Genomic DNA, 25,946 nt, shown 5'->3' with positions numbered 1-25,946 from the left:
ATTAAGGAGGCTTTATAGAGATGAACATATGCGGAAATTGCGGAAAGCCATGCAAGAAAGCATTTTGTTGCGAAACATGCAGAAAGAAATATATATATATTATTTAAATGACAAGGAGGTGTAGGGATGGATTTCTACACAGGAAAAATCATTATTCAAGAGTCTGAGTATGATGATCTTTTAGAAGAAAATCAACGCTACAGGCAGGCTTTGGAGTTTTATGCGGACAAAGAGAATTATGAAGTAACAGGAGAAAAAACATATATCGGTCATGGTGATTTTACCGAGGAAACTTGGATTGAAGTTGATAGAGACAAAGGAAAGAAAGCACGTAAAGCATTGTATGAATGCCCTGATTGCAATGGAACAGGCTATGACCATTCTGGAAGTATACCAGATCACATGACTCCCTGTTTTAAATGTAGGGGGTATGGAACATTGAAAGGAGAAGCCAATGGATAAACGGTTGGAAGAAATAGAGAAAATCATAGATGAGTTTAGTGTTGCATTTTCTACTGCTAAATCCTGCGGTAATTTTCTCGCAAACTATACATTAACATATAAAGAAATGTTTACTATATGCAAACTAGTAGAGAGTGTGCAGGAATTAGAGGAGAAACTAGACATAGCTAAATTACTGGCAAGACAAAATAGTTCATACGGAATTAACCAGATGAAAAGAGCTGAACGCTACAAACAGGCTTTAGAAGAATCATATAACGAATTGCAAAAGCTTTACTATCGTGTAAGTCGTGGTAACAGCAACGAAGATACGCTAAATACAATTGAGTACGTTGGATTAACGGTAATTAAGCAGACATTGAAAGGAGAAACGGAATAATGTCTGAAAAAATTAAAGTGAAGGTAATTGAAGGGGCAATTGAGTACAATCATGACTTTACTAAAGTGTTGTCTGAGACATTCGATGGAGAAGTTCTTGAAGGTGTTCGTAAAGGTAACGAATATTTCGTAAAAGACTCAGAGGGGAGAAAGGTGTTTGTAGCTGAAATTGGCTGGGAAAGTGAATTAAGTATACATTATGGATTTGAGCTTTTGAAAGGAGTAGAGGGATAGGTGAGCCAATATTTGATGCAGTAAAAGAAGGGTTCAAGCGAAAATACACTATTATCAATGAGCGTGACGTAGAAAAATACTTGAGCCAATACACTAAAGATGAGCTTCGAACCTCTTTAAATAGTGCGCTCCAAATTATAGAAGATGGTCGTATTGAGAATGGGAAGAAACCATCTAATAGCTATGTAGTTATCAATTTAGATGAACCGTACATCAATGAAGTAATTGAGATTTTGAAAAATCATGGTCATTGGGGATGAGGTGCTATAAATGGCTAACAAGACTGCTTGTTTTACTGGGCATAGACCAAGTAAATTACGAGGCTATAACCCTGAAGATAATATAGGACTACTTATGGCACTAAAGGATAATATAGTCGACCACATTGAAGAGAAGAATGTTACAAATTTTATTAGTGGAATGGCACTAGGGACAGACATCTGGTCAGCAATGATTGTGCTTAAGCTAAAAAGTAATTACCCTAAAATCAAGCTAGTATGCGCTATACCATGTTTAAATCAATATTCTAAATGGGTTCAAAAAAGTATTGATGAATGGAGATATATTACTAAGATGGCAGATAGGATTCACTATATTTCCAAGGAATCATATACGCCATGGTGTATGCAGAGAAGAAATGAGTGGATGGTAGACAACAGTAGTTATGTAATAGGAGTATGGGATGGTACAAACGGAGGAACAAAGAACTGCATACAATATGCGACTAAGAAAGGCGTGTCCGTAACTAGGATTCATCCCAAAACATTAGAAATCTATCAAAGCTAAAAGGAGAGATGTGGAGATGCAAATGATTACCACGGTTAAAGTAGCTAATAAGGGGAACCTTGAAGATTACAAGAAAATACCATTAACACATGATGGTAAGCCAATAGGGTTTGTTTTAAATGCTGAGGACAAAGGTGACTATTATGAATTGACATTATCGGTAAAACCATTTGTAAACGTAGAATTTTTATACGATGGCACTCCATATAGATTGGAAATCAATTAAATTAAAAATAGGAGGAGTTAAATTGAAAATTCCAGTAATCTTAAATGAACAACAGCCTATTATGGATTGGGCGATTAGCAAACTTAATCACTTCATGGGTCTTAGTTCAATAATTGAATTGTTGGTGTCGGACAAGGTAAGTAAATATCATAGACAAGACGAGGAACTAATGCAAGCACGAAAAATATATTGCAAATATAATAGCTCTCACAAAGACAACATACTACAATCTATTATGATTAAAGCTTATAGAAAAGAGACTGACTTTTCAGAAGGTCAGATTGTAACTAATGGAAGCTTAGTAGGATTCGCACGAGACTTGGATTATGGGAAAAGAGAATTCTTCCTGTATTCTTCTATTGATAATTGCAGTCGTATCGGAAATTTTAAGATAGATGATTTTAGCCGTATTATCAAATGAAATTATTGCAATATTAGGAGGGGTTAGGATGACAGAAAAGACAGAAGATCGCATAAATGCTATAAATGTTCAAATTGTACCGCCGAAAGAGCCTTCGCTTTCTATCATGTTAGAGAATAGAGAAATACTGAGGTTTGAATCAAACGGTGATGTTCTATACGAAGGAAATTTAATAGATAGCGATAGGCAAATCGTAGAAGGAATGAAGAAATTTTTAAAAGGTCACAATTTATACTAATTAACTTTAAACGAAAGTATTGCAAAAAGTGTCATTCATAGTATTATGTTTACAGACGGGAGGAAATCAGTTGGAAGCACCGTATAATTCAGTAGATAATGACCTATATTATACAGCAATACATTTACACACCGATCTATCAAATCAGAACATGGTTGAAGTTGTAAATACGTATAAGCAATATGTAGACAAAGCTGTTGAGATGGGGCATAAAGCAATAGCATTTACAGAACATGGTAACGTGTTATCGTGGTTTGATAAGAAAACCTACGCGGAGTCAAATGGTTTGAAATACATTCATGGTTCAGAAGTATATGTAACCATGACCTTAGAAGAGAAAAAGCGTGACAATTTCCATATGATACTCTTGGCAAAAAATCATGAAGGATTTAAGGAATTGAATAAAATGGTTTCCACAGGCTTTGATAGGGAAGGTAATAACTTCTACTACAACCCAAGAATTTCATGGGAAGACATTAAGAATACATCAGAGAATATTATAATTTCAACTGCATGCTTAGGTGGTATCATTTGGCAATTGTTGAAAAATAAGCAAAATAGCGATATGGCAAGTGAGAAACTAAAAGAAGTCATCGCGTGGTTTTCGGAAAACAAGGAAAGATGTTTCTTAGAAATCCAACCTCACTATCATGTTGAGCAAATACAATACAACAAGATTCTTAAGAGTATATCAGAAGAAACTGGAATCAGATTGGTCGCAGGTTCAGACACTCATGCTCTGAACGAGGAGTATGACGAAGCAAGGAAAGTTCTGCAAAAATCTAAAAGAATCAAATTTACTGATGAAGATAGTTTTGACTTAGGGTTTCATTCTTATGAAAAGATGTTTCAGATGTTCAAACGTCAGGACATATTTACTGATGATGAAATTCACAAAGCTATGCAAATGACCAATATAGTTGCAGATATGATTGAGTCATGGCAAGTAGATTATAGCAAGAAATACCCTAAGCTATATGAAAATCCCGAAGAAGTTTTCCAAAAGAAGATCGCAGAAGGAATAAAGTTTAGAGGCATTGATAAATTGCCACTTGAGGAACGGAAGGTATACGCTCAGAGAATTCAGCAAGAACTAGATGTTTACAAGGCAAATGACGCAATTAACTATATGCTTTTGGAGGATGATGTTAAGTCGTTCGCAAGAAAGAATGATATAGAATACGGTTTTGGTAGAGGCTCAGTTACAGGTAGTATAATTGCATATCTCATGCGAATAACTCATATGGACTCAATTAAAAGGAATTTAAACTTTGCACGATTCATGAGCAAGGAGCGAATAAGTTTGGCAGACATTGATACGGATTACCCTCCGTCTCAAAGACATATTATTCAGGATTATCTAATTAATCATCCTAAGCTACATTGCGCCAAAATTATTACGTATAACAAGTTAGAGCTTTTAAGTGCAATACGTGATATCGGAAGAGGTCTTGACATTCCATTAAGCGAAGTTGATGAAATAGCAAAAGGCGTAGAAGAAAACGAATCGTATTATCGAGACAAGTACCCAGATTTATTCCACTATGTTGACCTTATCAAAGGAACTATAGTATCAGTTGGCGCACATGCGTGTGGTATTGCGGTTTCTCCCATACCTTTAGATGAAAATATGGGACTACTTACGGTAGTAGACAACAAGACTAAAGAAACCGTGACATTAACTCAAATTAATATGAAAGAAATAGATAAACAGAACTTCGTGAAACTTGATGTTTTAGGATTAGATACGGTCGAGTTAATAGCTAATACAGCTAAATTATCTGGGCTAAACTTTGAAGATGTACTTCCTGAAAACTTAGATTCAGAAGATACAAAAGTATGGAAGTCAATTCTCGATAATAATATAGGAATATTTCAATGGGAATCGGACTATGCTCATCAGTCATATAAAGACCTATTTGACCCTAACACAATAGCAAAAATCAAGGTAAGAAATCCCAACGTATCATATATAGATTTATTTTCATTAGGGAATGCTTCGATTCGACCATCTGGAGCGTCCTACAGAGATAGACTATATGCTGGAGAATTCAATAGTCAGGGATTGGATGCATTAGACGAATTCTTATCAAACTCCCAAGGATTCATGGTTTATCAGGAACAAATCATCAGATTTCTTGTACAATTCTGTAACTATAGCGAAGGTGAGGCAGATGTTGTGCGAAGGGCAATTGGTAAGAAGCAAAAAGAGGTTCTTGATGACATAATACCAGAGATTAAAGAGAGGTTTATTAATACCTTGCTTCATAAATATAATGTAGATGAATCTGAGGTAGAAGAAATTGCAATGTCTTTCATTCAGGTAATTATGGATGCGTCAGATTATGGTTTTTCCATTAACCACTCAGACGCCTATTCATGGATGGGTTATGCGTCTGCATGGCTAAGATATTACTATCCACTAGAATTCATAACTGCCAACCTAAACGTAAATATAGGGAAACAAGACAAAACAAATAAACTGGTAGAATTCGCGAAAGAAAAGAATATCGACATTAGACCAATCAAATTTAGGTACTCAAGAGCTGGATATATGTTCGATAAAGAGACAAACTCTATTTATCAGGGCGTGGAGCCTATAAAGTACTTAAACGCCAATGTGGCAGAAGGATTATACAGGATTGGAAACAGAGATTATGATAGCTTTACTGATTTATTGGTAGATATTAAAGATGGTACAGACTTCAAAGTTGCACTCATTTTACTTTCAAAAGACGAAAAGTTTGCACTAGAAAACGATAGTTTGACGACAGAAGAAATAGCACACTTTAATAAGGCTAAAGAAGACGCTCTGGAGCTAAATATGCTCGAATTCTTACGGCAAGAGTATACAGAGGATGAGATAAAAGAGATAAACAAAGGTTATGTATTTGATTTAGTCAATAACTCAGTACCAATAAACTCACGACAAATGCAAATCTTAATTTCGCTAGGATACTTTAGCGAATTTGGAGGAAATAAGAAGTTACTTAGTGTGTTTAATTTCTTTGAGAAAACCTATAAACCAAATTTGAAATTAAAAACCAAAAAAGATCGTTATACAAAAGTATTGCACTATGAGAATGATTTAAACGATGAATCTTTATCGTTAGTGGAACAGTGTGAATCAGAGTTAGAGTTCTTGGGTCATGTAGAAACAGTTGATGAAGAAATGTCTCCCAATATTATGATGATTACAGAGGTGCTAAAAAGAAAGACTTATACAAGAGCTAAAGCGTATCAGTTTTCAACAGGGGAGACTAGAGAATTTAAAGTCGGCTCTAGAACCTATCAATACGTTCCATTCGATGAGAAAGATATAGTACAAATACTACACGCAGATGTAAAGCCAAAGAATAAGAAGATAAATGGTGTGTGGCAACAGACAAAAGACAAAGAGCTATGGTTAAAAGAACTAAAATTTATACGAAAACAATAGGAGGATACTTTATTATGACAAATCAAAAATTAACAATGCCAGAAAAAAAGATTACAGAGTTAAATATAGAAGGCGGTTCACTATTTATGATTCACAACGAGTTGTTTCTATTAGCAGAAATTAAAGATGAACAAGAATCAGAATTCGCTTATCATCCCTTTACAGGCAAACTTAGAATACCTTCACAGCCTAAGTATAACTTAATCAAGTTAAGCAACGGTTGCCAAAGATTTAAGGCAAGCAAAAGTAAATATGAAATTAGCAAACTTATGAAAAAAGAAGGCTTTAAGGAAGTTTTAGATATAGAGTTTAAAATCTTAGATATTTAAACGAATGTATTGCATCAGGAGGTTGTATTAATCAATCGCCTATAATTCTTATTATAAATGGAGGTATATATGAGAAAAGTTTATATTGCTGGAGATATGTTACCAAAAGGGTCGCAAATGTTGCGAGCCAAAGAACGTGAAGATGTAAAAAGAATTGGGCTAGACTTTTACAACCCCATGGACAACAAGGATATTAATGATAAATCTAAAGTGAATAATGATGGACTAGCTGAGCGTATAGTGCAACAAGACACCGATGCTATTGAATCAAGTGATGTAATTGTAATCGAACCACAACCATTTGCTCAAGGAACACTTGTAGAACTTGGTCAGGTAAAGGGTAGAAAAGATTTGGCAAAGTCTATTTTAGAAATTGTTGATAACGAAACATTTACACCAGAGGCGCTGAATAAAATTGTCGCTCTTGCTGTTAAGGTTGATGAACAAAAAGTTTATCCTCACTATGAGGATGTTAGGCGCTTTGAAAATGCTGGAAAAGATGAGGAAGGCGATAGACGATCTTTAGGAATTAACCAATATGTATATGGTACTTGCTTGGAGTTAACTGATGGTGTAGGATTCTACGAGTGGAATGAAGTACTTGATGAGTTAAAGAAAATAAAGAAAGACCCAACAATATAATTGCAGGAGGAGAACTGATGAAAAAAGAAGATGAAATTGTAGTGGTCGTACCTAAATCAGAACTGTTTATTTTTAAAAAAAACTATACGAATTATTTTAACGGATGCATAAATATTAAAGATAGTCGTGGTTTCTATAAAATCAAAGATATTATGAGAAGCATAGATGAAAACTATACAGAAATGCGTAGAGGTAGTGTTGAGGAAACTTTCACTGCTATTTCCAAAAATGCAGAGCTAAACACTGATTATAAACAGCCTATTCCATATGTAGTAATTCGAAAAGGCGAAAAGTTTTTTGTTACCCAACGACTTGAAGGTGGAGGAGAGTCACGACTTCATGGAAAACTTTCTATGGGTGTTGGAGGGCATATGAATACTATGGACAATCCCAAGGAAGCTTTTAAGAACGTCTTGACAGAGAACATCCAAAGAGAGCTGGATGAAGAGCTGTATGTTGAAGGTAATACAGATGTAAGCATTATTGGTCTAATTAACGATGACAGTAATGATGTTGGACAAGTTCACATTGGTATCTTAGGGGTTATTAATCTGGAAGAAAATGATAAAGTTAGTGTGAGAGAGACCGAACAATTAAAAGGCTTCTGGATGAGCTTGGATGAACTGCGTGAACCTGAGAACTATAGTAAATTGGAAAATTGGGGGAAAATAGTAGTTGATATAATGTAGATATGTTATAATTGAATGTATAGTTTGATTGCGCGGGGTGCGTGGTGGCACTTTCCTTGTAGAAGGGAGGTGTCATACATGATTGTTACTACTGACCATTTACTTGTCGTTATTGCATTTGCAACACTAATTGTAGCAATAATCAACGTAAACGGAAAAAAGTAGTCACCCTGCCCGACTAAAGGAGTTGACTACTTCCGTTTAATTTCACTTCTTACTAGTCGCCACGTATCCAGTGGAATCAACTATAATCTAGAGGGGTCGATATCCGAAATCGGCTCCTCTTTTTATTCTATGTTCATTATACAATAAATATTCCACATAAACAAATCTTTTAAACAAAGTTGGTTGACAAAATTAATTTACTGTATTAATATAACAGTAACACATTTTAACAGGAGGTTGTTTATGAATAGAGAAGATTTGACATATAATGAAATCATGAAATCTCTTTCTAAGCAAGAAAATCCATTTATTATGTTTGATATCAAGGTAGATGAAATACAAGCGAAGGATTATAGTAGGATAGATGACTTCATTAAAGCAATAACAAAAATAGGAAAGTCTTTAAGAAGTAACTGTGCAATTTTTTGTACAGGCTATGATAATACCTCAGAAGAGTTATTTGAAATTAAGGAAGTAAATGACTATATAAAAGGATTATTCAGAAGACATCCATTTTTGCTATACTATATAAACAGAGACATGGGCGCTGATAGCTGGATTATCTCATGCCTTGCAGATGAGGTAAGAATGGTTAGAACAAACGACCAAATTATGAATGTAAGTGAAATTGTCAAGAATTACGGTTTAAATGGAGAAGTGCCAAAATTTCCTGTACACTTATCTTTTAATGATGACAAGTTCAGCCGAATGACCAAAGCAATCGTGAGCCATGGTAAGAAAATAAGAGACGTAAAAGGCTCTAAAGAGATTGCAAAAGAGCTGGAGCTACAGTTTGCCTAGATAAAAAAAAAGGGGGGTATAGAGTTTGAATAAGGAAATGTTCGATATGATACAGGAGTATTCAAGAAAAGTAAATGACTTATATTTTAAGCTAGAGGAAAGACTTGGTATGGAGGAAGCAGAGAAGTTAATTGGAGACTTAGATGATTTATATTACACTTCTCTGGGATTCTCAGAAGAAGAAAAGCAAGATTTAACTAAAACTTTTGGTAAAGAAACTTACATTACAGAGAGCTATGAGAATATACCTAAATATTTAAAACTAGTCGTAGTGCGCGAATGCGAAGATGATATGGTATTGTGCATGTCTAAAGCCGAAGCCTATTATTTAGTTCCTAAAAAATATCTTGCCAATGAACCAAGCTAAAAATATTAATAAAACACGTATTTTATTAATATAAGTAGTTGACAATGTGTAGCTTGTAGTGCTACACTAAGTTCTAGATTAAACAAAAGTATTGCAACGGAGGTGCTAAATGAGTACAATAAAAGGAGTAGCAACATTAAGTAAGATAATGTTCCCAAAGAATAAGTATGAAACAAGTGGTGGATGGTCAATAGCATCTTTTAAGCCTGTGAAAATGGAAGAAGGGAACGTTGAGATAAATGATACGTTTGGAACGTTTTCAGTTAAGGGAGAAATGCCACCGTTAAAGGAAGGAAATAGATATTACTTTGCGGTTGAAGAAGGAGAAAGGCATCCTCAATTTGGGCTAAGCTATGATGTGTTGTTTATGAGACAAGATATTGAGCTAGATACCAGTGACAGTAATTCAGTCAAAAGTTTTCTTGAGATTATCATTACTCCAAGGCAAGTTAAGGCATTATATGAAATTCATGATAATCCTATCGATATAATTTCATCTGGAGACATTAGTACACTTACTAAGGCAAAAGGGATAGGAAAGAAAACGGCGCAAAGAATCATTGACCATTACGAATCTCAAAAAGATTACGCTCCAGTTTATATTGAACTTGGTAAATATGGTTTAACTCCTAATACAATTAAAAAGGTTACTACGTTCTATAAATCACCTGAGTTAGCAATAAGTAAGGTTAAAGAAAACCCATATTCATTAATGGATATAGATGGGTATGGATTCAAGAAATGCGATAAGATATACCTGCAATTAGGTGGAGATGTTAATTCAGAGCTAAGGATAAAATCATTCCTTATTTTTGCTCTGCAGGAAGAAGCCAATAATGGGAATACATGGTGCACACCAATGGATTTAATTGAATCTACTGCAGAATTCATTCCAACAGCCGATAAGACGTTAATTGGCAGTATTCTACTTCAAGACGCAGGAACGTTCTATCTTTCAGATGATAAGATGAAGATTTCGCTGGCTCCATATCAAAAACTAGAGGATTTAGTAGCTAAACAATTGCACAGAATTCTAAAGGCAGATGATACGTTTGAATATGATGGATGGGAGAAAACAGTAGACAAAACTGAGGAAGCACAAGGGTGGTCTTTTACTAAGCAACAAAGAGAAGCAATTGAAATAATGCTTAATAACAACATTTCAATTATTCAAGGGTATGGAGGTACTGGTAAAAGTAGTACTGTGAAAGCCGTAATTAATATCCTTGAAAGCAAAGGCTATCTTTATGCTCAGTGCGCTCTTAGTGGTAAGGCTTCAAATAACCTAACACTTGTAACTGGCAAAGAGGGAAGTACTATTCATCGTTTATTGGGGTTTTCTCCAATCAATAATGGGTTTTATTATAATCAAAAGAACCCATTGCCAGTTGATATAGTAATTGTTGATGAAATATCAATGGTTGACGCTAGGTTATTTGGACATCTATTAATGGCTATTCGATCTGGAGCAAAGTTAATTATGTTAGGAGATAGCGAACAGCTTGAATCCATAGGAATTCCTGTAATGATACCAATGATTAAAAGTGGTCTAATCCCAACGATTACATTGACCGAGATTCACAGGCAGGCTCAAAAGTCTGCTGTAGTTACTGACTCAATAGCAATTCGTCAAGGTAAGCAAGTTATCGGAAGAGAGACTGGGACAGTAGTACACGGGGAGTTAGAGGACTTAGAATATATACTGGTTGATTCAGATGATGATATCTTTCTTAATGTTATGCGTAAATTTTATGCAGGCATGAAACAAGAGGATATCATGGATATACAAATTCTTACACAAACAAGAGAAAAGGGTAAGGCATCATGCCTTCTACTCAACAGAGCATGTCAAAAGGTATACAATCCTCCTCATGAAATGAAGGAAGAGGTTAAGCTAGGTAGTAAGGACAAAGGCACAGATTATATTCTTAGGACAGGTGATAAAGTTATAAATATCAAAAATAACTATTCAGCCGTTGATGAGAATAATCAGGGTTGCCCCATCTATAATGGTAATATAGGCATTATCAAGGAATTCGGAATTGATGAAGAAGATGATGACCAATTTATGATTATAGATTTTGAAGGAATTGGAAGGGTTAAGATATACAAAGACAAATACAACAGTATCCAATTAGCTTATGCCATTACCGTCCATAAGTCGCAGGGTTCTTCGTCAAAAATAGTTATTATAGCATTGCCATATCATCACTTACTGAATACAAGACAGTTGTTTTATACTGCTATTACACGTACTAGGGATTTTTGCTCTGTCATTGCAACAAAAAGAACAATTAGAAGCGCCATTCAAAAGAATGATATATCAACTAAAAGGACTTACCTTGCTGAATATCTAAATGATTTAGATTCTAAAATAAAATAAAAGTATTGCATTTAAGTTTACATTTTTATTTAAAAGTGATATAATAGGATTTATTGGTAAATTTATTCTATTTATCATTAAACAAAAGTATTGCATTTAAGAGGTGTTGACATGAGTAAGATAGTATTCGCATCTAGGACAGGGAACGTTCAGAGATTTATCAGTAAACTGAAAGAGGCGCTTCCAGAGATTGAGTATGTTAAGGCGACCCGTAACATGACGATAGATGAGCCTTTCTATTTAATAACATACACCACAGGGTTCGGTCAAATTCCGAAACAAGTAAGCGACTTATTAAAGAGTAGCTCAAATAATCTATTGGCTGTAATTGGTAGCGGACATACAAATTGGGGAGACAACTACTGTAAGGCTTCTAGAGATATTTCTTCTCAATACGATGTTCCTTTACTTCATAAATTTGTTATGAGTGGTACTCCTACTGATGTTGACACTATTGCATCGAAGATAAGGGAAAGGATGAATGGTGTTGGCAAGATGGACTGAACTGAATAACGAGGTCAAAATAAAGGATGATAATGGACAATTTCAATATGAAAAAGATAAAGAGGCTGTCTATTCTTATTTTGTTGACAACGTTAATAAAAACATGCAGTTTTTCCATGACAGGGATGAAGAGTTCCTAAACTACATGTTTAAGCACGATTATTATGATAAGTCTCTGTTTGATAAATATAGACAGAGACAAGTTAAAGAGATATTTAAGTTAGTATATGGTGAGAAATTTAGGTTTGAATCATTCATGTCAGCGTATAAGTTTTATAACAACTATGCGACAAAGACAGATGACGGTCAAAGATTCCTTGAGCGATATGAAGATAGGGTAGCAGTAAATGCTTTATTCTTAGGAGATGGAAATTACAAACTTGCTAAGAAAATTGCAACCAATATGATAAAGCAAAGAATTCAACCTGCAACCCCTACATTCCTTAACGCTGGCAAGACACGAGCAGGTCGTTTGGTGAGTTGCTTTTTGTTGGAAATGCAAGACAATACAGAGTCTATATTCTACGTGACAGAAGCTTGTGCTCAACTCAGTAGATTTGGTGGAGGAGTTGCTATTAACTTAAGTAAGCTTAGAGGGGCTGGAGACCCAATCAAGGGTATTGAAAACGCCTCTACATCAATAGTTGGAATCGCCAAGATTCTAGAAGATGTATTTACCAAATTTAATCAATTGGGTCAAAGAAATGGAAGTGGAGCCGTGTATATAAACGCTCTACACGTTGATGCGAAAAGTTTACTAGCCACTAAGAAAATTAATGTTGACGAAAAATCACGACTAAAATCCTTATCTGTTGGGCTAATTATTCCAAGCAAACTATATGAGCTGGCAGAGCGAAATGAGAATTACTTCACTTTCTACCCTTACTCAGTTTATAAAGAATACGGCATTGAGCTTGACGATATGAATATGGATGAATGGTACGATAAATTAGTAAACAATCCAAGAGTTCGTAAGAGAACTATGGGCTCTGCACGTAAACTATTCACCGAGATTGCACAAACTCAAATTGAAAGTGGCTATCCGTATATTTTCAACAGAGATGTAGCAAACAAGGTTCACATGCTAAAAGATATTGGAGATATTAAAATGTCCAATTTATGCGTTGAAATAATGCAATTAAGTCTTCCTTCAAATATCGAGGGACATAGAGGAGTAAATAGCTTTGGTCGCGATATTAGTTGTAATTTAGCATCATTAAATATCGCCAATGTTATGGACGATAAAGCTATAAAGGAATCAGTTATGACTGCCGTAGATGCTTTAACAACAGTAACAGTAAATACTTCAATTGATGAAGTTCCAACAGTTAAAAATGGAAACGATGCTTTTCATTCTATTGGTCTCGGAGCCATGAATCTACATGGTTATCTTGCAAAGAATCTCATTTCTTACGAAAGTGAATCTGCAAGAGACTTTGCAAATACGTTTTTTATGACTGTAAGATACTATGCTCTATTGAGAAGTATGTATATAGCCAAGGAGCGTAAACAAACGTTTGATGGCTTCGAAAAATCTGAGTATGCAAAAGGGACAGCACTGACCAAGTATATGGAGAACAATTATTATCCTAAAACCATGAAGGTACAAAAGTTGTTTAAGGGTCAATATATTCCATCGACTGATGACTGGAGATGGCTTAACGACCAGATTATGGAGCACGGTATTTTTCATGCATATCTAATGGCGATTGCTCCAACAGGTTCCATAAGCTACGTACAAAACTCAACACCGTCAGTCATGCCTATAACAGAACAGATTGAAACAAGGGTCTATGGCGATTCTACAACTCACTTTCCGATGCCTTTTATAAATAATAAGAACAAGTTTTTTTATAAAAAAGCATATGATATGGACATGATGAAGCTAATTGATATGATATCTGTTATTCAAGAGCATGTAGACCAATCAATTTCTACAACTTTATTTATTAAACCAGACCAATGTACAACTAGAGATTTAGCAAGATACTATATTTATGCACATAAAAAAGGCATAAAGACGCTTTATTACACAAGAAGCGAACTAACCAAAAATGATATTTGTGAAACTTGTTCCATTTAAACAAATGTATTGCAATTAGGGCGATTAATTTCGCCCCATAATTCAAATTTATTGGAGGTATTATATTGAAATTAAATAATAATAATCAGCCTTTCGAAGAGTTAGGTCGATTTTGGATTTTAGAGAATAAAGGCGAAGTGGAATATGTTAGAGTCCGATTTATAAATACTCGTCATATTCAAATTGTAAATAATGAACTTATCAAATCAGGGGATTTTGAAGACTTGTCTATTGCAACTAAAATGAACAACGAGTCGATTATATCTGTTAATTCTGAGGAAATTCAAATCGACAACGGAGACATTGAAGACCAGAGTGAACCTGATAGTCTAGATGAAAGTAATAATTCAGAGTCTAGCGTAAGCGAAGCAAATGAGTCTCCAGTATTTACTGCAATTAATACATCGACAAATGATTCTCAAACATTTACTGATATTCAATTATTTGCAAGAGAGAATGATCTTAATCCAGAGTCAATTCAGCTAGTTTTAAATGGAAAGCAGAAAACTCATAAAGGCTGGAGATTCAAATGATGAAGATTCCAACACCGAGAATACATGAAGCTGTTAATTGGAATAGGCAAGAAGACGAATTTACCGAAATGTTTTGGGCACAAAATACAAGACAGTTTTGGCTTGACACAGAATTTATACCATCTAAGGACATAAAAGATTGGTCTAGGCTGAGCGAAGAAGAAAGAACAGCCTATAAATCAAATCTTGGCGGTCTAACACTCTTAGATACAAAACAGGCTACTATAGGAATGCCTAAAATATTAGACCATGTTAACGCACTACAAAGGAAATCAGTATTAGCCTATATGGGTATGATGGAAGGGATTCATGCTAAAAGCTACAGTACAATCTTTACCACTCTACTTGAAACAAATGAAGAAATTGATGATGTGTTTGAATGGGTAAGACGAAATGGATATCTGCAAAACAAAGCCGAAATTATCTCACAATACTACGAGAATATCAATAACAAGCTTAGTCTCTACCTAGCCATGGTAGCTTCTGTTTACCTTGAGTCCTTTCTATTTTATAGTGGATTCTTTTATCCTTTATATCTTGCTGGACAAGGTAAGATGGTAGCCAGTGGAGAAATCATTAACTTAATAATTAGAGACGAAAGCATTCATGGTCAGTATATAGGTTTATTAGCTCAAGAATTATACGAGGAGCTTAATGATGACGAAAAAGATTATGCTGATAAAGAAGTAGAGCTACTGCTCAAAGAGCTGATGGATAATGAGTATAAATATACGGAAGAAGTCTATTCTCCAATTGGTTTAGACTATGAGGTAAAAGACTTCCTATTGTACAACGCTAATAACGCATTAATGAACCTTGGCAAAGAGCCAATATATGAGGGGGTAAAGATTAATCCTATTGTAGAAAATGGATTAAAAACCGAATCTAAAACACACGATTTCTTTAGCACCAAGGGGAACTCTTATACAAAAGCAATTGTAGAAGAGTTAAGAGATGAAGACTTTATCTTTAAAAATCTATAGAAATGGAGGATTATTTTGAGTATGAGATTAATTAAGTTCAAACAAACTGTATGTGCGCCATGTAGCATGCTAGACAACTATCTTGAGAATGAACTTGGGGTAACGGTTGACGAAGAAGCTAATATTACTAATGGCATATGGATAAACCTAAAAACAGGAGAAATAGTTGAAGACTATGCTTATGAATTGGCTGGTGAACTGGATATTATGAAAAGCCCAACGCTCGTACTACTAGACAATGATGGAAACAAAATTGATGAAGTTATTGGGACAAGCAAGTCACTAGTAGATAGTATCATTAAAAAGCGTGGCTTAATATAGTCATTAAGGGAGGGAGTATACCCCTCCCTTAAATATATATTCAAAAAACTCTATAAAAAGACTTGACTTATTGGGATATTAGCTATATAATCATCATATAAACAAAAGTATTGCAATTTAAATGTAGGAGGATATATTTTGAAAAATGAACTTGGTAAGATTGCTAATATTGTAAGACACCCCAATATGAAGAAAAAGACAAAATTATTTACTCATAATGATCTTGATGGAATCGGATGCGAAATCATTGGACGGTTAGCCTTTGAAGATATAGACGTAACTATAGTAAAAAATCCACAAGATGCCACACAAAAGGTAAAAGAGTACATTGAATCAAGAGAATTTGTTTATTATGAACATACTTATATAACTGACATCTCAATTAGTAATGAGCTTGCATCAATAATTGATAATTATGAAGTCAAGTTAGAAAACAAGGAGTTAAGTAATTACTTTACACTTCTAGACCACCATAAAACTGCTGAGTATCTTAACAAATATAAGTGGTGCAACGTACAAGAGTTTAGTCTTTTAGGTAAAGCCTCAGGTACTGACATGTTTTATAGCCATTTAGATAAACAAGGACTTTTTGACGGTAAGAGATATGTTGATGTGCTCGACATCTTTGTTGAAAAAGTACGCAGATATGATACTTGGGAATGGAAAACTAAATACGATGACCAAGAGTCACTAAAATTGAATGATTTATTCTTCTTGCTCGGCAGAGAGGATTTCGTACAATCCATCATTGGAAAAATCGTTCACGCCCGAATTTTATCATTTAGCGATGGCTCATGGCATCAGATGTTTACTGCATCAGATGAAGCTGTACTTCATGTAGACGACAAAAAGAAACAGGCTTATATCGAGTCTAAGAAGAAAGAATTATTCGAGATGCCTTTACTTGGTTACAATGCTGGAGTAGTATTCGCAGAACAGTATATAAGTGAATTAGGAAATTCCTTGGCAGAATGCTACGAAGACGAAGTTGACTTTATAGTTATCATTGATATGGGAAGAAATAGAATTTCATATCGCGGAATTAAAGATATCGATCTTGGTAATGATGTGGCAAAGGTATTCGGAGGTGGGGGACATGCAAAGGCATCTGGAAGTGGCTTTGACAAATCCATCCAGCAGGAATTATTCAACAAAATCTTCAATACTAAAGCTAGAAAAGGTGTATTGCTGAACAAAATTATTGACAAAATAACTAAAAAATAGTACAATTTAAGGTGAGGACTTAATGTTCTTAATTACCCTCACCTTAAACAAAAGTATTGCAAATAAAAGAGGTGAGTTTTTAACTAGAATAGGAGAATAAGAAATGAATTTAGTAAAAGATTGGACAACATTAGAATTAGTTGAATTCTTAACTTCATATAACCGTGTACTTAAGAAAGATAAAAACAAAGCTCAACAATATAGATATTTATATATATTTGCTCACGCAGAGTTAAGTAATAGACAACCATTAATAGCTCTAATTTATTAGGAGGATGTTCGATGAAAGTTATGACTTGGAAAAGCAAGGACATTAAACTTGGTGATACAATTGTAGCTGAACACAGGCTCAGTGGAAAAGTATTTGAATACTTATTAGTAAAAGATAGACAATTAAATAAGTATAGACTTGTAAATTTGACTAGTAATAGCCTTATGTATTCATTCTCAAGTAGCTATTCAGAAGATGTTTTTAGTTACCTACACTTTTGTTGTGGATGTAGGATTTTAGACATTATCTCAGAATAGGGTAGAGTTAATCATTATTGTAGCTAGGTTGATTAATTAATAAAATCCATATTTTAATAATAATTTTATGAGGAGGACAAGGGATATGTTAACACTGGAGTCATTAAATGATTGCTTTAAAAGTGCCGTTGCAAACAACTATAAATATGTGGCAGTAAGAATCTCAATTGGATTAACTAAGGAAGAGGTAATAATCAATCCTAGAGAAAACTTTGAGGAGAAATTATCCTATTACAATACAGCTTACGATGAATCGCTTAGACACAAATTTGCTGGTGGTGAAAACATCAGAATTACAGGATTTATTTACGGCAACTCTTTCTATGAGCTGGAAGAAGTATTGAATATCTACGATGCAACTGGATATTTAAATTAATTAAACAAATGTATTGCAATTAACAGGAGGAGAAAACATTATGAAAACAAATGAGAAGAAAAGACAGGCAGTAAAAAGGAATCAAATTTTAGGTTTGTTGAAAAGCCGTGGCATGAATGGGGCAACTAATGAGGACTTATCAGACGTTTCATTGCGTTATGGTGGTCACTTAGGAGAGTTATATCGTCTAGGATATAAAATTAAAAAGGTTCAAATGGGCGATGGTTTATTTAATTATATTCTTCTTGAAGAGCCGTCCAGAGAACATCATGAAAGAAAGAAAGCACTCGATGTGCTCATGACAGAAGTGAAGAAAGAAGAAATTATTGACGCACCAATGCTCGAAGGCATCCTGAATAACTTTGGAATTATGGTTCGTTACAAACCAAACACATATAACGCCATCTAATAGAAGGGATGATTTTTTTACCATGAAATTGGAGTTTGACAATAGACAAACAATTGAGATGCTTAAGCAAAACTTAATTAGGGGTGCAATTCTTAGAGAGCCTATTTACGTTACTGAGAAACATAGAGGATGTGGCAAAACTACAGCTCTAATTGATTTCGCCAAAGAATTTGACTTCACAGTTATTGTTAATGAACATCTTGTTAAAATGATTAAACAGGACTTTAACTATCATAAAATTACTAGTTTTGACCATTTTAATCATACCACTAGGCATTTAATTGGTCATCCTAAAAATGAAAAGTTCGTGCACGATGAGGGCATAAGCACAGATAAAATTAATCAACTTAAAAACATGTACAACCTAGATATAATAACTGGATTTTCAAGGAGGTAGTACATTGGAAGATAATCAGGGTCTTACTTTAAACAATATAGTAGTTACAGAAGAGGACAATATTAATGAAAAAGAATTCTTTGCTATAATAGGAGCTTTGACTTATTACGCAGAACAGACTGACGGAGATAATGATGAGATTAACAAGTTAATCGAAAAGATGGTCGTTGTCGCTTTGAAAAACATTGAATATGAAAGACTAATGTATATAGTAATGGAACAAATTAATATACAAAATCAAGAAAAGTAAACGAAAGGAAGGGTAGTATTTGAGTAGATTTTTCATTAACTACGATGAGCTACCCATTTCTAATAATAACTACTTAAAACCGAGGGCATTTTTAAATAAGAAGACGGGCAAAATTAACATTCATATGTACGAGACACAAGCAAGTAAAGACTTCAAAAAAAGGTTCAGAACATATTTAAAACGAGAAGTGGCTAAACAGAAATGGGATATAAACGATACAAAAGACAACCATTGGTATCTTGATTGTGTATTTATTCAATCAAGAATTAACCAAGATAACAATAATTATTACAAGATTCTTTGTGATAGTTTAACTGGAATAGTTACCATCGATGATAAAAACGTACTGGTCAGAACACAAAAGGTTATGTATGATTCTAAAAACCCTAAATTTCATGCCGTTTTAAAACCAGTAGAATACGAGGGAATTTGGAAAGATGAGAACCAATTTAACGAGTTCTTTAGTGTGAACTGCATGAATTGCAAAAAGGACTTTAAAAAGTGTGCCATTCTACGTAAGGCGAAAGAAGGCAGAGTTCAAGAGGATATTCCAAAAGAATCTATGTTTAAGATTTGCAAAAAGAGAAAGACTTGACTAAGCTTTTCTCTTTTTTTTATTCCACACACTCAAAAGTATAGCAATAAATAGAAATATTAAAAGAATAATTACAAATTATTATAAATATTTCCAAAAGAAAAGAGGAATTAAGTAATACATGAAGAAATGTATATATAGATTATAAAAAAGGAGATGAAGCCATGAAATTAAAGAAAGTTTTATTTTTTGCATTAGCTAGTTTCTTTTTATTTGGTTTTAGTAACAATGCAAGTGCCGAAGAAGCACCAGTAGTTGACGAAGAGGTCGTAGAAAGTATAGCAGAGCCAGTTAATAATGCCATAAATAATTCAATACAGTCTTCTTATAAGGTAAGATCGAGCATAAAAGTCTATGACCCTCTATTCCTTACGAATTATGCTGTAGCTAAGTCAACTACTACTAGAAATATCGACTACTTATACGCACGATCCAGAACCTTTAACGGTGATGGGGGACTGATTAAATCGAAATCAAGTAGTGCAAAAAATTCGTCTTACGCTAGTGCTAAAGCAAAGAATGGTACGATTTACAGTAAAGACGATTGGGCTATCGGGAATCACACTTATAAAGATTCTGGATATAAAACTATTAAACATGAAACTAGAGCAGAATGGTAGTTTAAAGAACAGTAAGGTATGAAACATTGTTTTCATACCTTACTGTTAATATTCAAATTAAATAGGTGATACTTATGAAAAAAAGAATAATGGTCTTTCTTATTTCAATATCTTTGATAGGTGGAGTATTATTTTTACTTCTTCCTTCTAATAAAAACAATGACGCTATAAATACCTTAGACATAGAAGAATCCGAGCAGTTTCTATCAGAGCAAGGAAATACAGTTGCATACGGTATTAAAGATACACATGGAAATATTATCGACACTGGAACTGAAATTCCTTTAGAAAATAACTCAGCCTCTATAATATTTTCATTAGATCACAATATAGATGAAGAAAGGGAGTATATGCTCCTAGTATTCCAAGATTACAAACTATCAGATTACTTTGTAGAGAATTCCAAAGAGAAAACCAACAATTATAAATTTAATATGAACCCTAACTCAACAAAAGAGTTCAACCTATCGATAGACATTGATAAATCTTCTCAAGAACTATCTCTAGTCGTCATAAGAAAGCCAGCATACCAATTAGAAGAAATGGACTTCAATAGAGCAAACATATTAGGCGAGACACTTAGTGGTAGATATACAGTTAATGATAAAACCAACATATCAAAGCATAGAGAAATAATCGAAACCAAACCTGACCTAATATTAGAAGATGGTACATATGATGATTTAGCTATATATAATAATATAGAGCGAATGAAAGTAGCAATGACAGGTACGGTTGGAGAAGAGCTCTCATTATCTGTAGGTAATAGCTGGGGAGAAGATATTACCTATGCTATAATAGCATTAACAGATTGGAAACAAGATGTTATTATTGGTGATAAAGAAGTTATATTTACAACAGTAAAAAACGAATCAAGAAATGTATTCAATTTTCAGCTTCCAAATAAGGAAGCAAACTTTCAATTTATCTCCTTCCCCTTTGCCTATCAAGTAAGTGAGAATAACTATCAAAGTCACTATGTATTCGATACGTTCCGAGTACTTATACAGGAGGACTGAGTTCAAGAAAGGAGAGAGTTAATTTGATATTAGGTTTCCTGATAGCATCTGTATTTATAGTTATAGTATTTTTAGCTCTAATTACAACTTTAAAGGACGAATCAAAAAAATATAAAAACAAAACCTTTAAAAATAAGGGAGACTAAAGTGAGTTTTTTTATAAAATGAGACGGAATTTTATTTATTTTCTAACTTCCGATAATAAATCTTATGTAAACTAGAAAAAATAAAGGACATTTCCTCTCCCTTCCCTTCATATTTGTTTAAGAAGGAGTACCGCCAGCAAAACGCGGAAAACGTATGCTAAGAGCATTCTTCTGACGATACTCCAAGGACAAAAAATTATGTAAAAATGGATTTACGCTAAATTATAGAGCGTAAATCCAAAAAAATAGCTTATCGTGTCGAAAATTTTTATATCTTATTTTGATTTTTAGCAATATACTTCACTAAATCATATAACTCATTTGGCGTTAAATCAGTTCCACGATTAATATTTTTAATGCATAAATCATCAAATACTCCAGATTCATTTAATACGATAAAAACTAATTCAGAGCAAATTACATTGTTAGGATTGTTCAATCTATTTCTTCCACCAAAACGGAATGCTTTTCTTAAGATATACCATAACAATTGTATATAATCATATCTTTTTCCAATGTACTTAAGAGCCTCGTTATAGATATTCATTCTTTGTTGATTGCTTAATCCAATCTTAGGAACATCTATAATAGAATATTTTTCTTTATCAAAATCTCTAATAGCTACTTTTGTATCATAATTGGCTTCAATAACTTTTTCATCAGATATTGCTATAGCTACATGGCTATACAATCCATTTCCATCAAAGTATCTAATTAATCTGCTCAACATCCCTTTGCCTTGAACGAATACAACGTCCCCTCTTTTCAATTAACTCACCTTCTTGGTCAATAACAATTGAGAGGAAGTGGTATTTACTCCCTCTCTTTATATAACTAAATTGCAATATTTTTGTTTAAATGAGGTTTACATACTTTTTGTTAGCCGTTATATATAGTCCTGACTTTAACTGGTACATCTTGCTCCCATTAACTGTTAGTATTTTTTTGATAGTAAAAACTTCACCTTTCTTTACAGTGAAATGCTTAGCGTTCCAATCTGGCTTATTGTAAACCCATAAGCTATTAGCAATTACCTCTAATCTCTCTGTTTTCACAGGCTTTATACTCTTTCTAAATGACACATACTTAGAATTAGCGCTAACCCACTGGTTCCCACCTAGATGATACATGCCATTTTTCTTTCCATATACTTTGTAAACCTCGCCTTTGTTAATTACCTTAACAATACTAGAGCTAAAATTTGCTTGCTGTCTAACATTCAAATGATAAGCTTTAACAGTAATCTTTCCATAAACTTTACTGCTATTACCACTGCTAGATTCATTTTTTTTACGTTCTAAGTTAAGATAGTCAGCAATACCATCGGCTATAGCACGTCCAGCTTTTTTTAATACTTCTTTGTTTCGCAACTTCTTAATATCAATGGTGGAATCCATATATCCACCTTCTGTAAGAATTGCGTTCATTTTTGTTTCTCTCAAAACATGAAAATTAGCCTTTTTAAGACCTCTATCTCTTAGATTATAAGCTTTAACCAAACGATTATGCACCTTACTAGCAAGACGTTCAGTGCTTGGATGATTGCCTAGATACGTATACGTCTCTGTTCCTGTCCAAGAACCCCATTTACCTGTATTGGCATTATGATGTGAAGAGACGTAGACATCAGCCCCCCAAGCATTCGCTTTATTTGTACGTTCTCGTAACGGCACGTCACGTTTTCCTGTCGGGTCATCAAGGCGTAGCACCTTAACATTATCATAATTGCTTTCTAAATGTTTAATTCCTTCTGTGACTACAACGTCATTAAATGACCATTCTCTTTCACCGTCTGGCGTCCTCTTTCCCGAAGTATTTATTCCGTGTCCAGCTCCCCACGCTACTTTTTTAACAATTTTATTTGACACTTAGCAACACTTCCTGTTCTATTAAATTTGCTAGGAAAAGAAGTCTCATCTTCTCCTAGATAATCACTTTTCATATGAAATCTTTATTTTTGGACTTCTCCATCCACTTCCTGCACCAAAAAATATTCCATAATATCTCATATTGTTGTAAGCCGAATATAGGCTAAATCCTCTATATTTACCATCTCTTAGACCTGTACCAAACCAATTGGGCATGTCAATCCATTTTGCTTGATGTCTTTTTGAATAAGACTGCTGTTTTATACTATACTTGGAATGACTGAATCTACTTGGCTCATTGCTATGGTTATGACCTCCGACTACTGCCTTCCCACCAGCGTAGTAATACCAATGCTCATTATGGAGGTAGAGTTTGACGTCATTAATGTCAGCCCCACTAAGCTTCGAACGTATACTGCTATCATTAAAACCACACAACGAGCGCATAAGCCCCCATGGGTCTGATAAGTACTCGCCTTGACATAGCCTATTTGCTCTATAATCTGTTCTTTTCGTTCCACTTTCTCTATATGTCTGAGACCATGTAGCTTCCCAAGTATTAGTAAATTTTTGGGTTGAAATTTTCTCCCATTTGCCGTTTCTCCATTGATTAACCTCTACTTTAACCCATCTTCCATTTCTCCATTGGTTAAAATCTACGTCTTGCCAACTTCCATTTCTCCATTGCTTTAGCCTACTCAATTCAATCACCACTTTTGCAATACTTTTGTTTTGTTAACTGTTTATATTTATCCATATGTCCCCCTCATCTACTTGTGATGAAGATGGTGCGCTCCATTGAATAAATAGTCGTTTCCCTTGTATTTTAACATTTTTACGGAAATCTACTTCTCTTGTCTTCCTATCAGTAGTAAAAAACCAATCACTGTGCTCCCAATCATAAAAGCCAACTTGTTTTGAACCATTATTTATATAGAACCCTGCACCCTTATCATTGTCGTTAAGCTTGAATCTAACCCCTACCTGTCTATCTTTGGCGTTTAGAATATGGTCATGTGTGGTCTCTGTATCCCCGTCTGGTTTTGCAGTTAAAACCAATGTTTTTCCAGCATAAAAATCTAAACTTCCGTTAGTTCTTGGTCTAATCCTAGCTTTTTGAGACCCGTTTCCATCTTGGAAGAATAGAGAGCCAGCTTGTGAACTACCACTAGACGCTCTAATAGCTAGGCTTTTTCCTTCACCAACTATTTGGTCTTCTTTAAATATGTTTCCATTATCTCTGCGAGCATATCTGTTCCCTTGAATACCATCTAATTCATCGGCATCAAGACCACTCCCATGACCATCATTATCTTCATGGAATATCTTTACAGAGGTTTTGCCATCATATATCCTTAATTCTTTATCTTTGGCGTCTATATAGGTTCTGTTGTTTACATCACCTAATACGACTGTATTATTGGAGTCAACCCTACCAATATCTACTTTTCCTCCACTGGTGTTTTTACCAGAAATCCTATTACCATTTGCTAAAGATAGGTTTCCAGTCATGTCTCCACCTGATAATTTTAGATATATTTCATCGTGGTGATGATTGTCGAAATCATTTTTTAAAGTATCTAAACCTGATTGTGCAATGCTAATCTTATCTGTATTTTCATCAGTATTTTTGTCAAGTTCATTAATAGCCGTTACAAGACTATCTTTGCTATTAGTTGTTAGAGAGTTTTTGTCTCCTATATTATCCTCTATATCAATCAACTTGTTCAAAATGCTTCTACCAGCATTGTCCCATGTACTTGCGTTATCTCCTTTTATTGAGCGAGTAAATGAGTTATGGGTAACGTGGTCATGAATTTCCTGTACCGTTACTGATTCTATGCCATCGTCAATTGTAATAACGTTCATAATAAATGTTTCTGTATCAGATAGTTCAGTCGGAGTATCTGTGCATCCTTTTATTTTATAAATCCCAGTATCTTTAATACCTCTGATATCTATAGAATCTAACTCTTTTCCTCTTAGCAACATCTCATAAATATTAGATTTAATGTTTCCTTCCAAGTCTAGTATCTTGACTTGTTGAGCCTGAGTTTCATGGTGTAGAGTATCATATTCGGTATCATTCTTATAATGATTAAATTTTGATTTCTTTATAGACAAGACATTCTTTCTCCTTTCTTATTCAATATCTAACACAGCATCAACAACTTCATTATTTGAAGTATCATAAACTTGTTCAACTCCACTTATTGACCTACCTTTTTCAGTATCAAATATAGTAAAGGAAGTAGGTCTAGAAGTTCCAATCTTGCCTACTATTGTTTTTTTTGAACTATCGTTGTATAAGTCTTGAACAATAACTATATCATCTACTTGTATCCAATCATGTAAATGCTCAAAAAGGATACAAGATAATTCAACGCCTTGAATTTCTACTGTGCAGTCAAATCCTGCAATTGATTTTACTAATCCAACATTTGAGGCTGTATACTTAGTGTTTTTAATGTTTTCTTTCACTAAGATGTCTATAGATTTTAATATACTATCCTGTAATGATTTATCCATA

At 34.1% G+C, this 25,946-nt stretch carries 35 protein-coding genes; 30 read left to right on the top strand and 5 right to left on the bottom strand.

The annotated features are described in order from the left end of the window. Window positions 1-126: 126 nt before the first annotated feature. From RVS70_RS05905 to RVS70_RS05760, 30 genes are all read left to right on the top strand, one after another. Entirely contained in the window at window positions 127-462 is a 336-nt protein-coding gene (locus RVS70_RS05905; protein WP_321132741.1) for a hypothetical protein, read from the top strand. Then, window positions 455-841 carry a hypothetical protein gene (locus tag RVS70_RS05900; protein WP_321132740.1) on the top strand — a complete coding sequence of 129 codons (387 nt, stop codon included), beginning with the start codon at window positions 455-457 and terminating at the stop codon, window positions 839-841. The genes RVS70_RS05905 and RVS70_RS05900 overlap by 8 nt, the downstream gene beginning before the upstream one ends. After that, on the top strand, window positions 841-1,074 hold the full coding sequence (locus RVS70_RS05895; protein ID WP_321132739.1) for a hypothetical protein: 234 nt from the start codon (window positions 841-843) through the stop codon (window positions 1,072-1,074). The genes RVS70_RS05900 and RVS70_RS05895 overlap by 1 nt, the downstream gene beginning before the upstream one ends. A gap of 80 nt (window positions 1,075-1,154) precedes the next feature. Beyond that, a complete protein-coding gene (locus RVS70_RS05890; RefSeq protein ID WP_321132738.1) occupies window positions 1,155-1,334 on the top strand; it encodes a hypothetical protein in 180 nt (59 codons plus the stop codon). A 10-nt stretch (window positions 1,335-1,344) separates the two neighbouring features. Beyond that, entirely contained in the window at window positions 1,345-1,860 is a 516-nt protein-coding gene (locus RVS70_RS05885; RefSeq protein ID WP_321132737.1) for an SLOG family protein, read from the top strand. A gap of 16 nt (window positions 1,861-1,876) precedes the next feature. Beyond that, window positions 1,877-2,086: a hypothetical protein gene (locus RVS70_RS05880; RefSeq protein WP_321132736.1), complete on the top strand. Its 210-nt coding sequence runs from the start codon at window positions 1,877-1,879 to the stop codon at window positions 2,084-2,086. Between the two features lie 22 nt (window positions 2,087-2,108). Then, window positions 2,109-2,507: a hypothetical protein gene (locus tag RVS70_RS05875; protein WP_321132735.1), complete on the top strand. Its 399-nt coding sequence runs from the start codon at window positions 2,109-2,111 to the stop codon at window positions 2,505-2,507. A 28-nt stretch (window positions 2,508-2,535) separates the two neighbouring features. Further along, window positions 2,536-2,745 (top strand): hypothetical protein, encoded by a 210-nt coding sequence (locus RVS70_RS05870; RefSeq protein WP_321132734.1) that lies wholly within the window; start codon window positions 2,536-2,538, stop codon window positions 2,743-2,745. Window positions 2,746-2,815: 70 nt separating this feature from the next. Beyond that, entirely contained in the window at window positions 2,816-6,184 is a 3,369-nt protein-coding gene (locus RVS70_RS05865) for a PHP domain-containing protein (RefSeq protein ID WP_321132733.1), read from the top strand. A 14-nt stretch (window positions 6,185-6,198) separates the two neighbouring features. Continuing rightward, a complete protein-coding gene (locus tag RVS70_RS05860; RefSeq protein ID WP_321132732.1) occupies window positions 6,199-6,513 on the top strand; it encodes a hypothetical protein in 315 nt (104 codons plus the stop codon). A 69-nt stretch (window positions 6,514-6,582) separates the two neighbouring features. Further along, on the top strand, window positions 6,583-7,155 hold the full coding sequence (locus tag RVS70_RS05855) for a nucleoside 2-deoxyribosyltransferase (protein WP_321132731.1): 573 nt from the start codon (window positions 6,583-6,585) through the stop codon (window positions 7,153-7,155). A 17-nt stretch (window positions 7,156-7,172) separates the two neighbouring features. Continuing rightward, window positions 7,173-7,844 carry an NUDIX domain-containing protein gene (locus RVS70_RS05850; protein ID WP_321132730.1) on the top strand — a complete coding sequence of 224 codons (672 nt, stop codon included), beginning with the start codon at window positions 7,173-7,175 and terminating at the stop codon, window positions 7,842-7,844. A gap of 408 nt (window positions 7,845-8,252) precedes the next feature. Continuing rightward, window positions 8,253-8,810 (top strand): hypothetical protein, encoded by a 558-nt coding sequence (locus tag RVS70_RS05845; protein WP_321132729.1) that lies wholly within the window; start codon window positions 8,253-8,255, stop codon window positions 8,808-8,810. A 25-nt stretch (window positions 8,811-8,835) separates the two neighbouring features. After that, window positions 8,836-9,177: a hypothetical protein gene (locus RVS70_RS05840; protein ID WP_321132728.1), complete on the top strand. Its 342-nt coding sequence runs from the start codon at window positions 8,836-8,838 to the stop codon at window positions 9,175-9,177. A 109-nt stretch (window positions 9,178-9,286) separates the two neighbouring features. Further along, window positions 9,287-11,560: an AAA family ATPase gene (locus RVS70_RS05835; protein ID WP_321132727.1), complete on the top strand. Its 2,274-nt coding sequence runs from the start codon at window positions 9,287-9,289 to the stop codon at window positions 11,558-11,560. 111 nt (window positions 11,561-11,671) lie between these two features. Next, entirely contained in the window at window positions 11,672-12,064 is a 393-nt protein-coding gene (nrdI, locus tag RVS70_RS05830; protein ID WP_321132726.1) for a class Ib ribonucleoside-diphosphate reductase assembly flavoprotein NrdI, read from the top strand. Continuing rightward, the gene (gene nrdE / locus RVS70_RS05825; protein ID WP_321132725.1) at window positions 12,042-14,147 is read left to right on the top strand and encodes a class 1b ribonucleoside-diphosphate reductase subunit alpha; all 2,106 of its coding nucleotides are present in this window, start codon (window positions 12,042-12,044) and stop codon (window positions 14,145-14,147) included. The genes nrdI and nrdE overlap by 23 nt, the downstream gene beginning before the upstream one ends. Window positions 14,148-14,212: 65 nt before the next feature. Then, window positions 14,213-14,680: a hypothetical protein gene (locus RVS70_RS05820; RefSeq protein WP_321132724.1), complete on the top strand. Its 468-nt coding sequence runs from the start codon at window positions 14,213-14,215 to the stop codon at window positions 14,678-14,680. Then, window positions 14,680-15,663 carry a class 1b ribonucleoside-diphosphate reductase subunit beta gene (nrdF, locus tag RVS70_RS05815; protein ID WP_321132723.1) on the top strand — a complete coding sequence of 328 codons (984 nt, stop codon included), beginning with the start codon at window positions 14,680-14,682 and terminating at the stop codon, window positions 15,661-15,663. The genes RVS70_RS05820 and nrdF overlap by 1 nt, the downstream gene beginning before the upstream one ends. Before the next feature lie 15 nt (window positions 15,664-15,678). Next, window positions 15,679-15,984 (top strand): thioredoxin, encoded by a 306-nt coding sequence (locus RVS70_RS05810; protein WP_321132722.1) that lies wholly within the window; start codon window positions 15,679-15,681, stop codon window positions 15,982-15,984. Between the two features lie 138 nt (window positions 15,985-16,122). Next, window positions 16,123-17,208 carry a DHH family phosphoesterase gene (locus RVS70_RS05805; protein ID WP_321132721.1) on the top strand — a complete coding sequence of 362 codons (1,086 nt, stop codon included), beginning with the start codon at window positions 16,123-16,125 and terminating at the stop codon, window positions 17,206-17,208. 103 nt (window positions 17,209-17,311) lie between these two features. Then, a complete protein-coding gene (locus RVS70_RS05800) occupies window positions 17,312-17,479 on the top strand; it encodes a hypothetical protein (RefSeq protein WP_321132720.1) in 168 nt (55 codons plus the stop codon). An 11-nt stretch (window positions 17,480-17,490) separates the two neighbouring features. Then, entirely contained in the window at window positions 17,491-17,736 is a 246-nt protein-coding gene (locus RVS70_RS05795) for a hypothetical protein (protein ID WP_321132719.1), read from the top strand. A gap of 85 nt (window positions 17,737-17,821) precedes the next feature. Next, the gene (locus RVS70_RS05790; protein ID WP_321132718.1) at window positions 17,822-18,112 is read left to right on the top strand and encodes a hypothetical protein; all 291 of its coding nucleotides are present in this window, start codon (window positions 17,822-17,824) and stop codon (window positions 18,110-18,112) included. Between the two features lie 40 nt (window positions 18,113-18,152). Next, window positions 18,153-18,521, top strand: a complete 369-nt coding sequence (locus RVS70_RS05785) for a hypothetical protein (protein WP_321132717.1) — start codon at window positions 18,153-18,155, stop codon at window positions 18,519-18,521. Between the two features lie 22 nt (window positions 18,522-18,543). Next, entirely contained in the window at window positions 18,544-18,918 is a 375-nt protein-coding gene (locus tag RVS70_RS05780; protein WP_321132716.1) for a hypothetical protein, read from the top strand. 4 nt (window positions 18,919-18,922) lie between these two features. Continuing rightward, complete coding sequence (locus tag RVS70_RS05775; RefSeq protein WP_321132715.1) at window positions 18,923-19,168, top strand: hypothetical protein; 246 nt, start codon at window positions 18,923-18,925, stop codon at window positions 19,166-19,168. A gap of 19 nt (window positions 19,169-19,187) precedes the next feature. After that, on the top strand, window positions 19,188-19,763 hold the full coding sequence (locus RVS70_RS05770; RefSeq protein ID WP_321132714.1) for a RusA family crossover junction endodeoxyribonuclease: 576 nt from the start codon (window positions 19,188-19,190) through the stop codon (window positions 19,761-19,763). A 164-nt stretch (window positions 19,764-19,927) separates the two neighbouring features. Beyond that, entirely contained in the window at window positions 19,928-20,383 is a 456-nt protein-coding gene (locus tag RVS70_RS05765; protein ID WP_321132713.1) for a XoxI protein, read from the top strand. A 74-nt stretch (window positions 20,384-20,457) separates the two neighbouring features. Next, window positions 20,458-21,402: a hypothetical protein gene (locus tag RVS70_RS05760; protein ID WP_321132712.1), complete on the top strand. Its 945-nt coding sequence runs from the start codon at window positions 20,458-20,460 to the stop codon at window positions 21,400-21,402. 414 nt (window positions 21,403-21,816) lie between these two features. On the opposite strand, the gene RVS70_RS05755 is transcribed toward RVS70_RS05760, so the two are convergent. The 5 genes from RVS70_RS05755 to RVS70_RS05735 all read right to left on the bottom strand — a co-directional run bounded on the left by RVS70_RS05755 (window position 21,817) and on the right by RVS70_RS05735 (window position 25,945). Then, a complete protein-coding gene (locus tag RVS70_RS05755) occupies window positions 21,817-22,317 on the bottom strand; it encodes a YiiX/YebB-like N1pC/P60 family cysteine hydrolase (RefSeq protein ID WP_321132711.1) in 501 nt (166 codons plus the stop codon). 85 nt (window positions 22,318-22,402) lie between these two features. After that, window positions 22,403-23,416, bottom strand: a complete 1,014-nt coding sequence (locus RVS70_RS05750; RefSeq protein WP_321132710.1) for an N-acetylmuramoyl-L-alanine amidase — start codon at window positions 23,414-23,416, stop codon at window positions 22,403-22,405. 63 nt (window positions 23,417-23,479) lie between these two features. Further along, complete coding sequence (locus RVS70_RS05745) at window positions 23,480-24,118, bottom strand: hypothetical protein (RefSeq protein WP_321132709.1); 639 nt, start codon at window positions 24,116-24,118, stop codon at window positions 23,480-23,482. A 33-nt stretch (window positions 24,119-24,151) separates the two neighbouring features. After that, complete coding sequence (locus RVS70_RS05740) at window positions 24,152-25,540, bottom strand: hypothetical protein (protein WP_321132708.1); 1,389 nt, start codon at window positions 25,538-25,540, stop codon at window positions 24,152-24,154. Between the two features lie 18 nt (window positions 25,541-25,558). Beyond that, window positions 25,559-25,945, bottom strand: coding sequence for a hypothetical protein (locus RVS70_RS05735; RefSeq protein ID WP_321132707.1), 387 nt, complete (start codon window positions 25,943-25,945; stop codon window positions 25,559-25,561). Window position 25,946 lies beyond the last annotated feature (1 nt).

Origin of the sequence: Virgibacillus sp. M23, assembly GCF_034190895.1 — a bacterium.
Taxonomy (GTDB): Bacteria; Bacillota; Bacilli; order Bacillales; family Amphibacillaceae; genus Virgibacillus; species Virgibacillus salarius.
Note: the sequence above shows the minus strand (reverse complement) of the source record. Positions and strands in the feature narration are given on the sequence as shown.

Excerpts from the sequence above, each read along its gene's own strand:
- RVS70_RS05905 (WP_321132741.1), top strand. The coding sequence starts at position 127 with ATGGATTTCTACACAGGAAAAATCATTATTCAAGAGTCTGAGTATGAT.
- RVS70_RS05900 (WP_321132740.1), top strand. The coding sequence starts at position 455 with ATGGATAAACGGTTGGAAGAAATAGAGAAAATCATAGATGAGTTTAGT.
- RVS70_RS05895 (WP_321132739.1), top strand. The coding sequence starts at position 841 with ATGTCTGAAAAAATTAAAGTGAAGGTAATTGAAGGGGCAATTGAGTAC.
- RVS70_RS05885 (WP_321132737.1), top strand. The coding sequence starts at position 1,345 with ATGGCTAACAAGACTGCTTGTTTTACTGGGCATAGACCAAGTAAATTA.
- RVS70_RS05880 (WP_321132736.1), top strand. The coding sequence starts at position 1,877 with ATGCAAATGATTACCACGGTTAAAGTAGCTAATAAGGGGAACCTTGAA.
- RVS70_RS05870 (WP_321132734.1), top strand. The coding sequence starts at position 2,536 with ATGACAGAAAAGACAGAAGATCGCATAAATGCTATAAATGTTCAAATT.
- RVS70_RS05860 (WP_321132732.1), top strand. The coding sequence starts at position 6,199 with ATGACAAATCAAAAATTAACAATGCCAGAAAAAAAGATTACAGAGTTA.
- RVS70_RS05855 (WP_321132731.1), top strand. The coding sequence starts at position 6,583 with ATGAGAAAAGTTTATATTGCTGGAGATATGTTACCAAAAGGGTCGCAA.
- RVS70_RS05850 (WP_321132730.1), top strand. The coding sequence starts at position 7,173 with ATGAAAAAAGAAGATGAAATTGTAGTGGTCGTACCTAAATCAGAACTG.
- RVS70_RS05845 (WP_321132729.1), top strand. The coding sequence starts at position 8,253 with ATGAATAGAGAAGATTTGACATATAATGAAATCATGAAATCTCTTTCT.
- RVS70_RS05835 (WP_321132727.1), top strand. The coding sequence starts at position 9,287 with ATGAGTACAATAAAAGGAGTAGCAACATTAAGTAAGATAATGTTCCCA.
- nrdI (WP_321132726.1), top strand. The coding sequence starts at position 11,672 with ATGAGTAAGATAGTATTCGCATCTAGGACAGGGAACGTTCAGAGATTT.
- nrdE (WP_321132725.1), top strand. The coding sequence starts at position 12,042 with ATGGTGTTGGCAAGATGGACTGAACTGAATAACGAGGTCAAAATAAAG.
- nrdF (WP_321132723.1), top strand. The coding sequence starts at position 14,680 with ATGAAGATTCCAACACCGAGAATACATGAAGCTGTTAATTGGAATAGG.
- RVS70_RS05800 (WP_321132720.1), top strand. The coding sequence starts at position 17,312 with ATGAATTTAGTAAAAGATTGGACAACATTAGAATTAGTTGAATTCTTA.
- RVS70_RS05795 (WP_321132719.1), top strand. The coding sequence starts at position 17,491 with ATGAAAGTTATGACTTGGAAAAGCAAGGACATTAAACTTGGTGATACA.
- RVS70_RS05790 (WP_321132718.1), top strand. The coding sequence starts at position 17,822 with ATGTTAACACTGGAGTCATTAAATGATTGCTTTAAAAGTGCCGTTGCA.
- RVS70_RS05785 (WP_321132717.1), top strand. The coding sequence starts at position 18,153 with ATGAAAACAAATGAGAAGAAAAGACAGGCAGTAAAAAGGAATCAAATT.
- RVS70_RS05780 (WP_321132716.1), top strand. The coding sequence starts at position 18,544 with ATGAAATTGGAGTTTGACAATAGACAAACAATTGAGATGCTTAAGCAA.
- RVS70_RS05765 (WP_321132713.1), top strand. The coding sequence starts at position 19,928 with ATGAAATTAAAGAAAGTTTTATTTTTTGCATTAGCTAGTTTCTTTTTA.
- RVS70_RS05760 (WP_321132712.1), top strand. The coding sequence starts at position 20,458 with ATGAAAAAAAGAATAATGGTCTTTCTTATTTCAATATCTTTGATAGGT.
- RVS70_RS05735 (WP_321132707.1), bottom strand. The coding sequence starts at position 25,945 with ATGGATAAATCATTACAGGATAGTATATTAAAATCTATAGACATCTTA.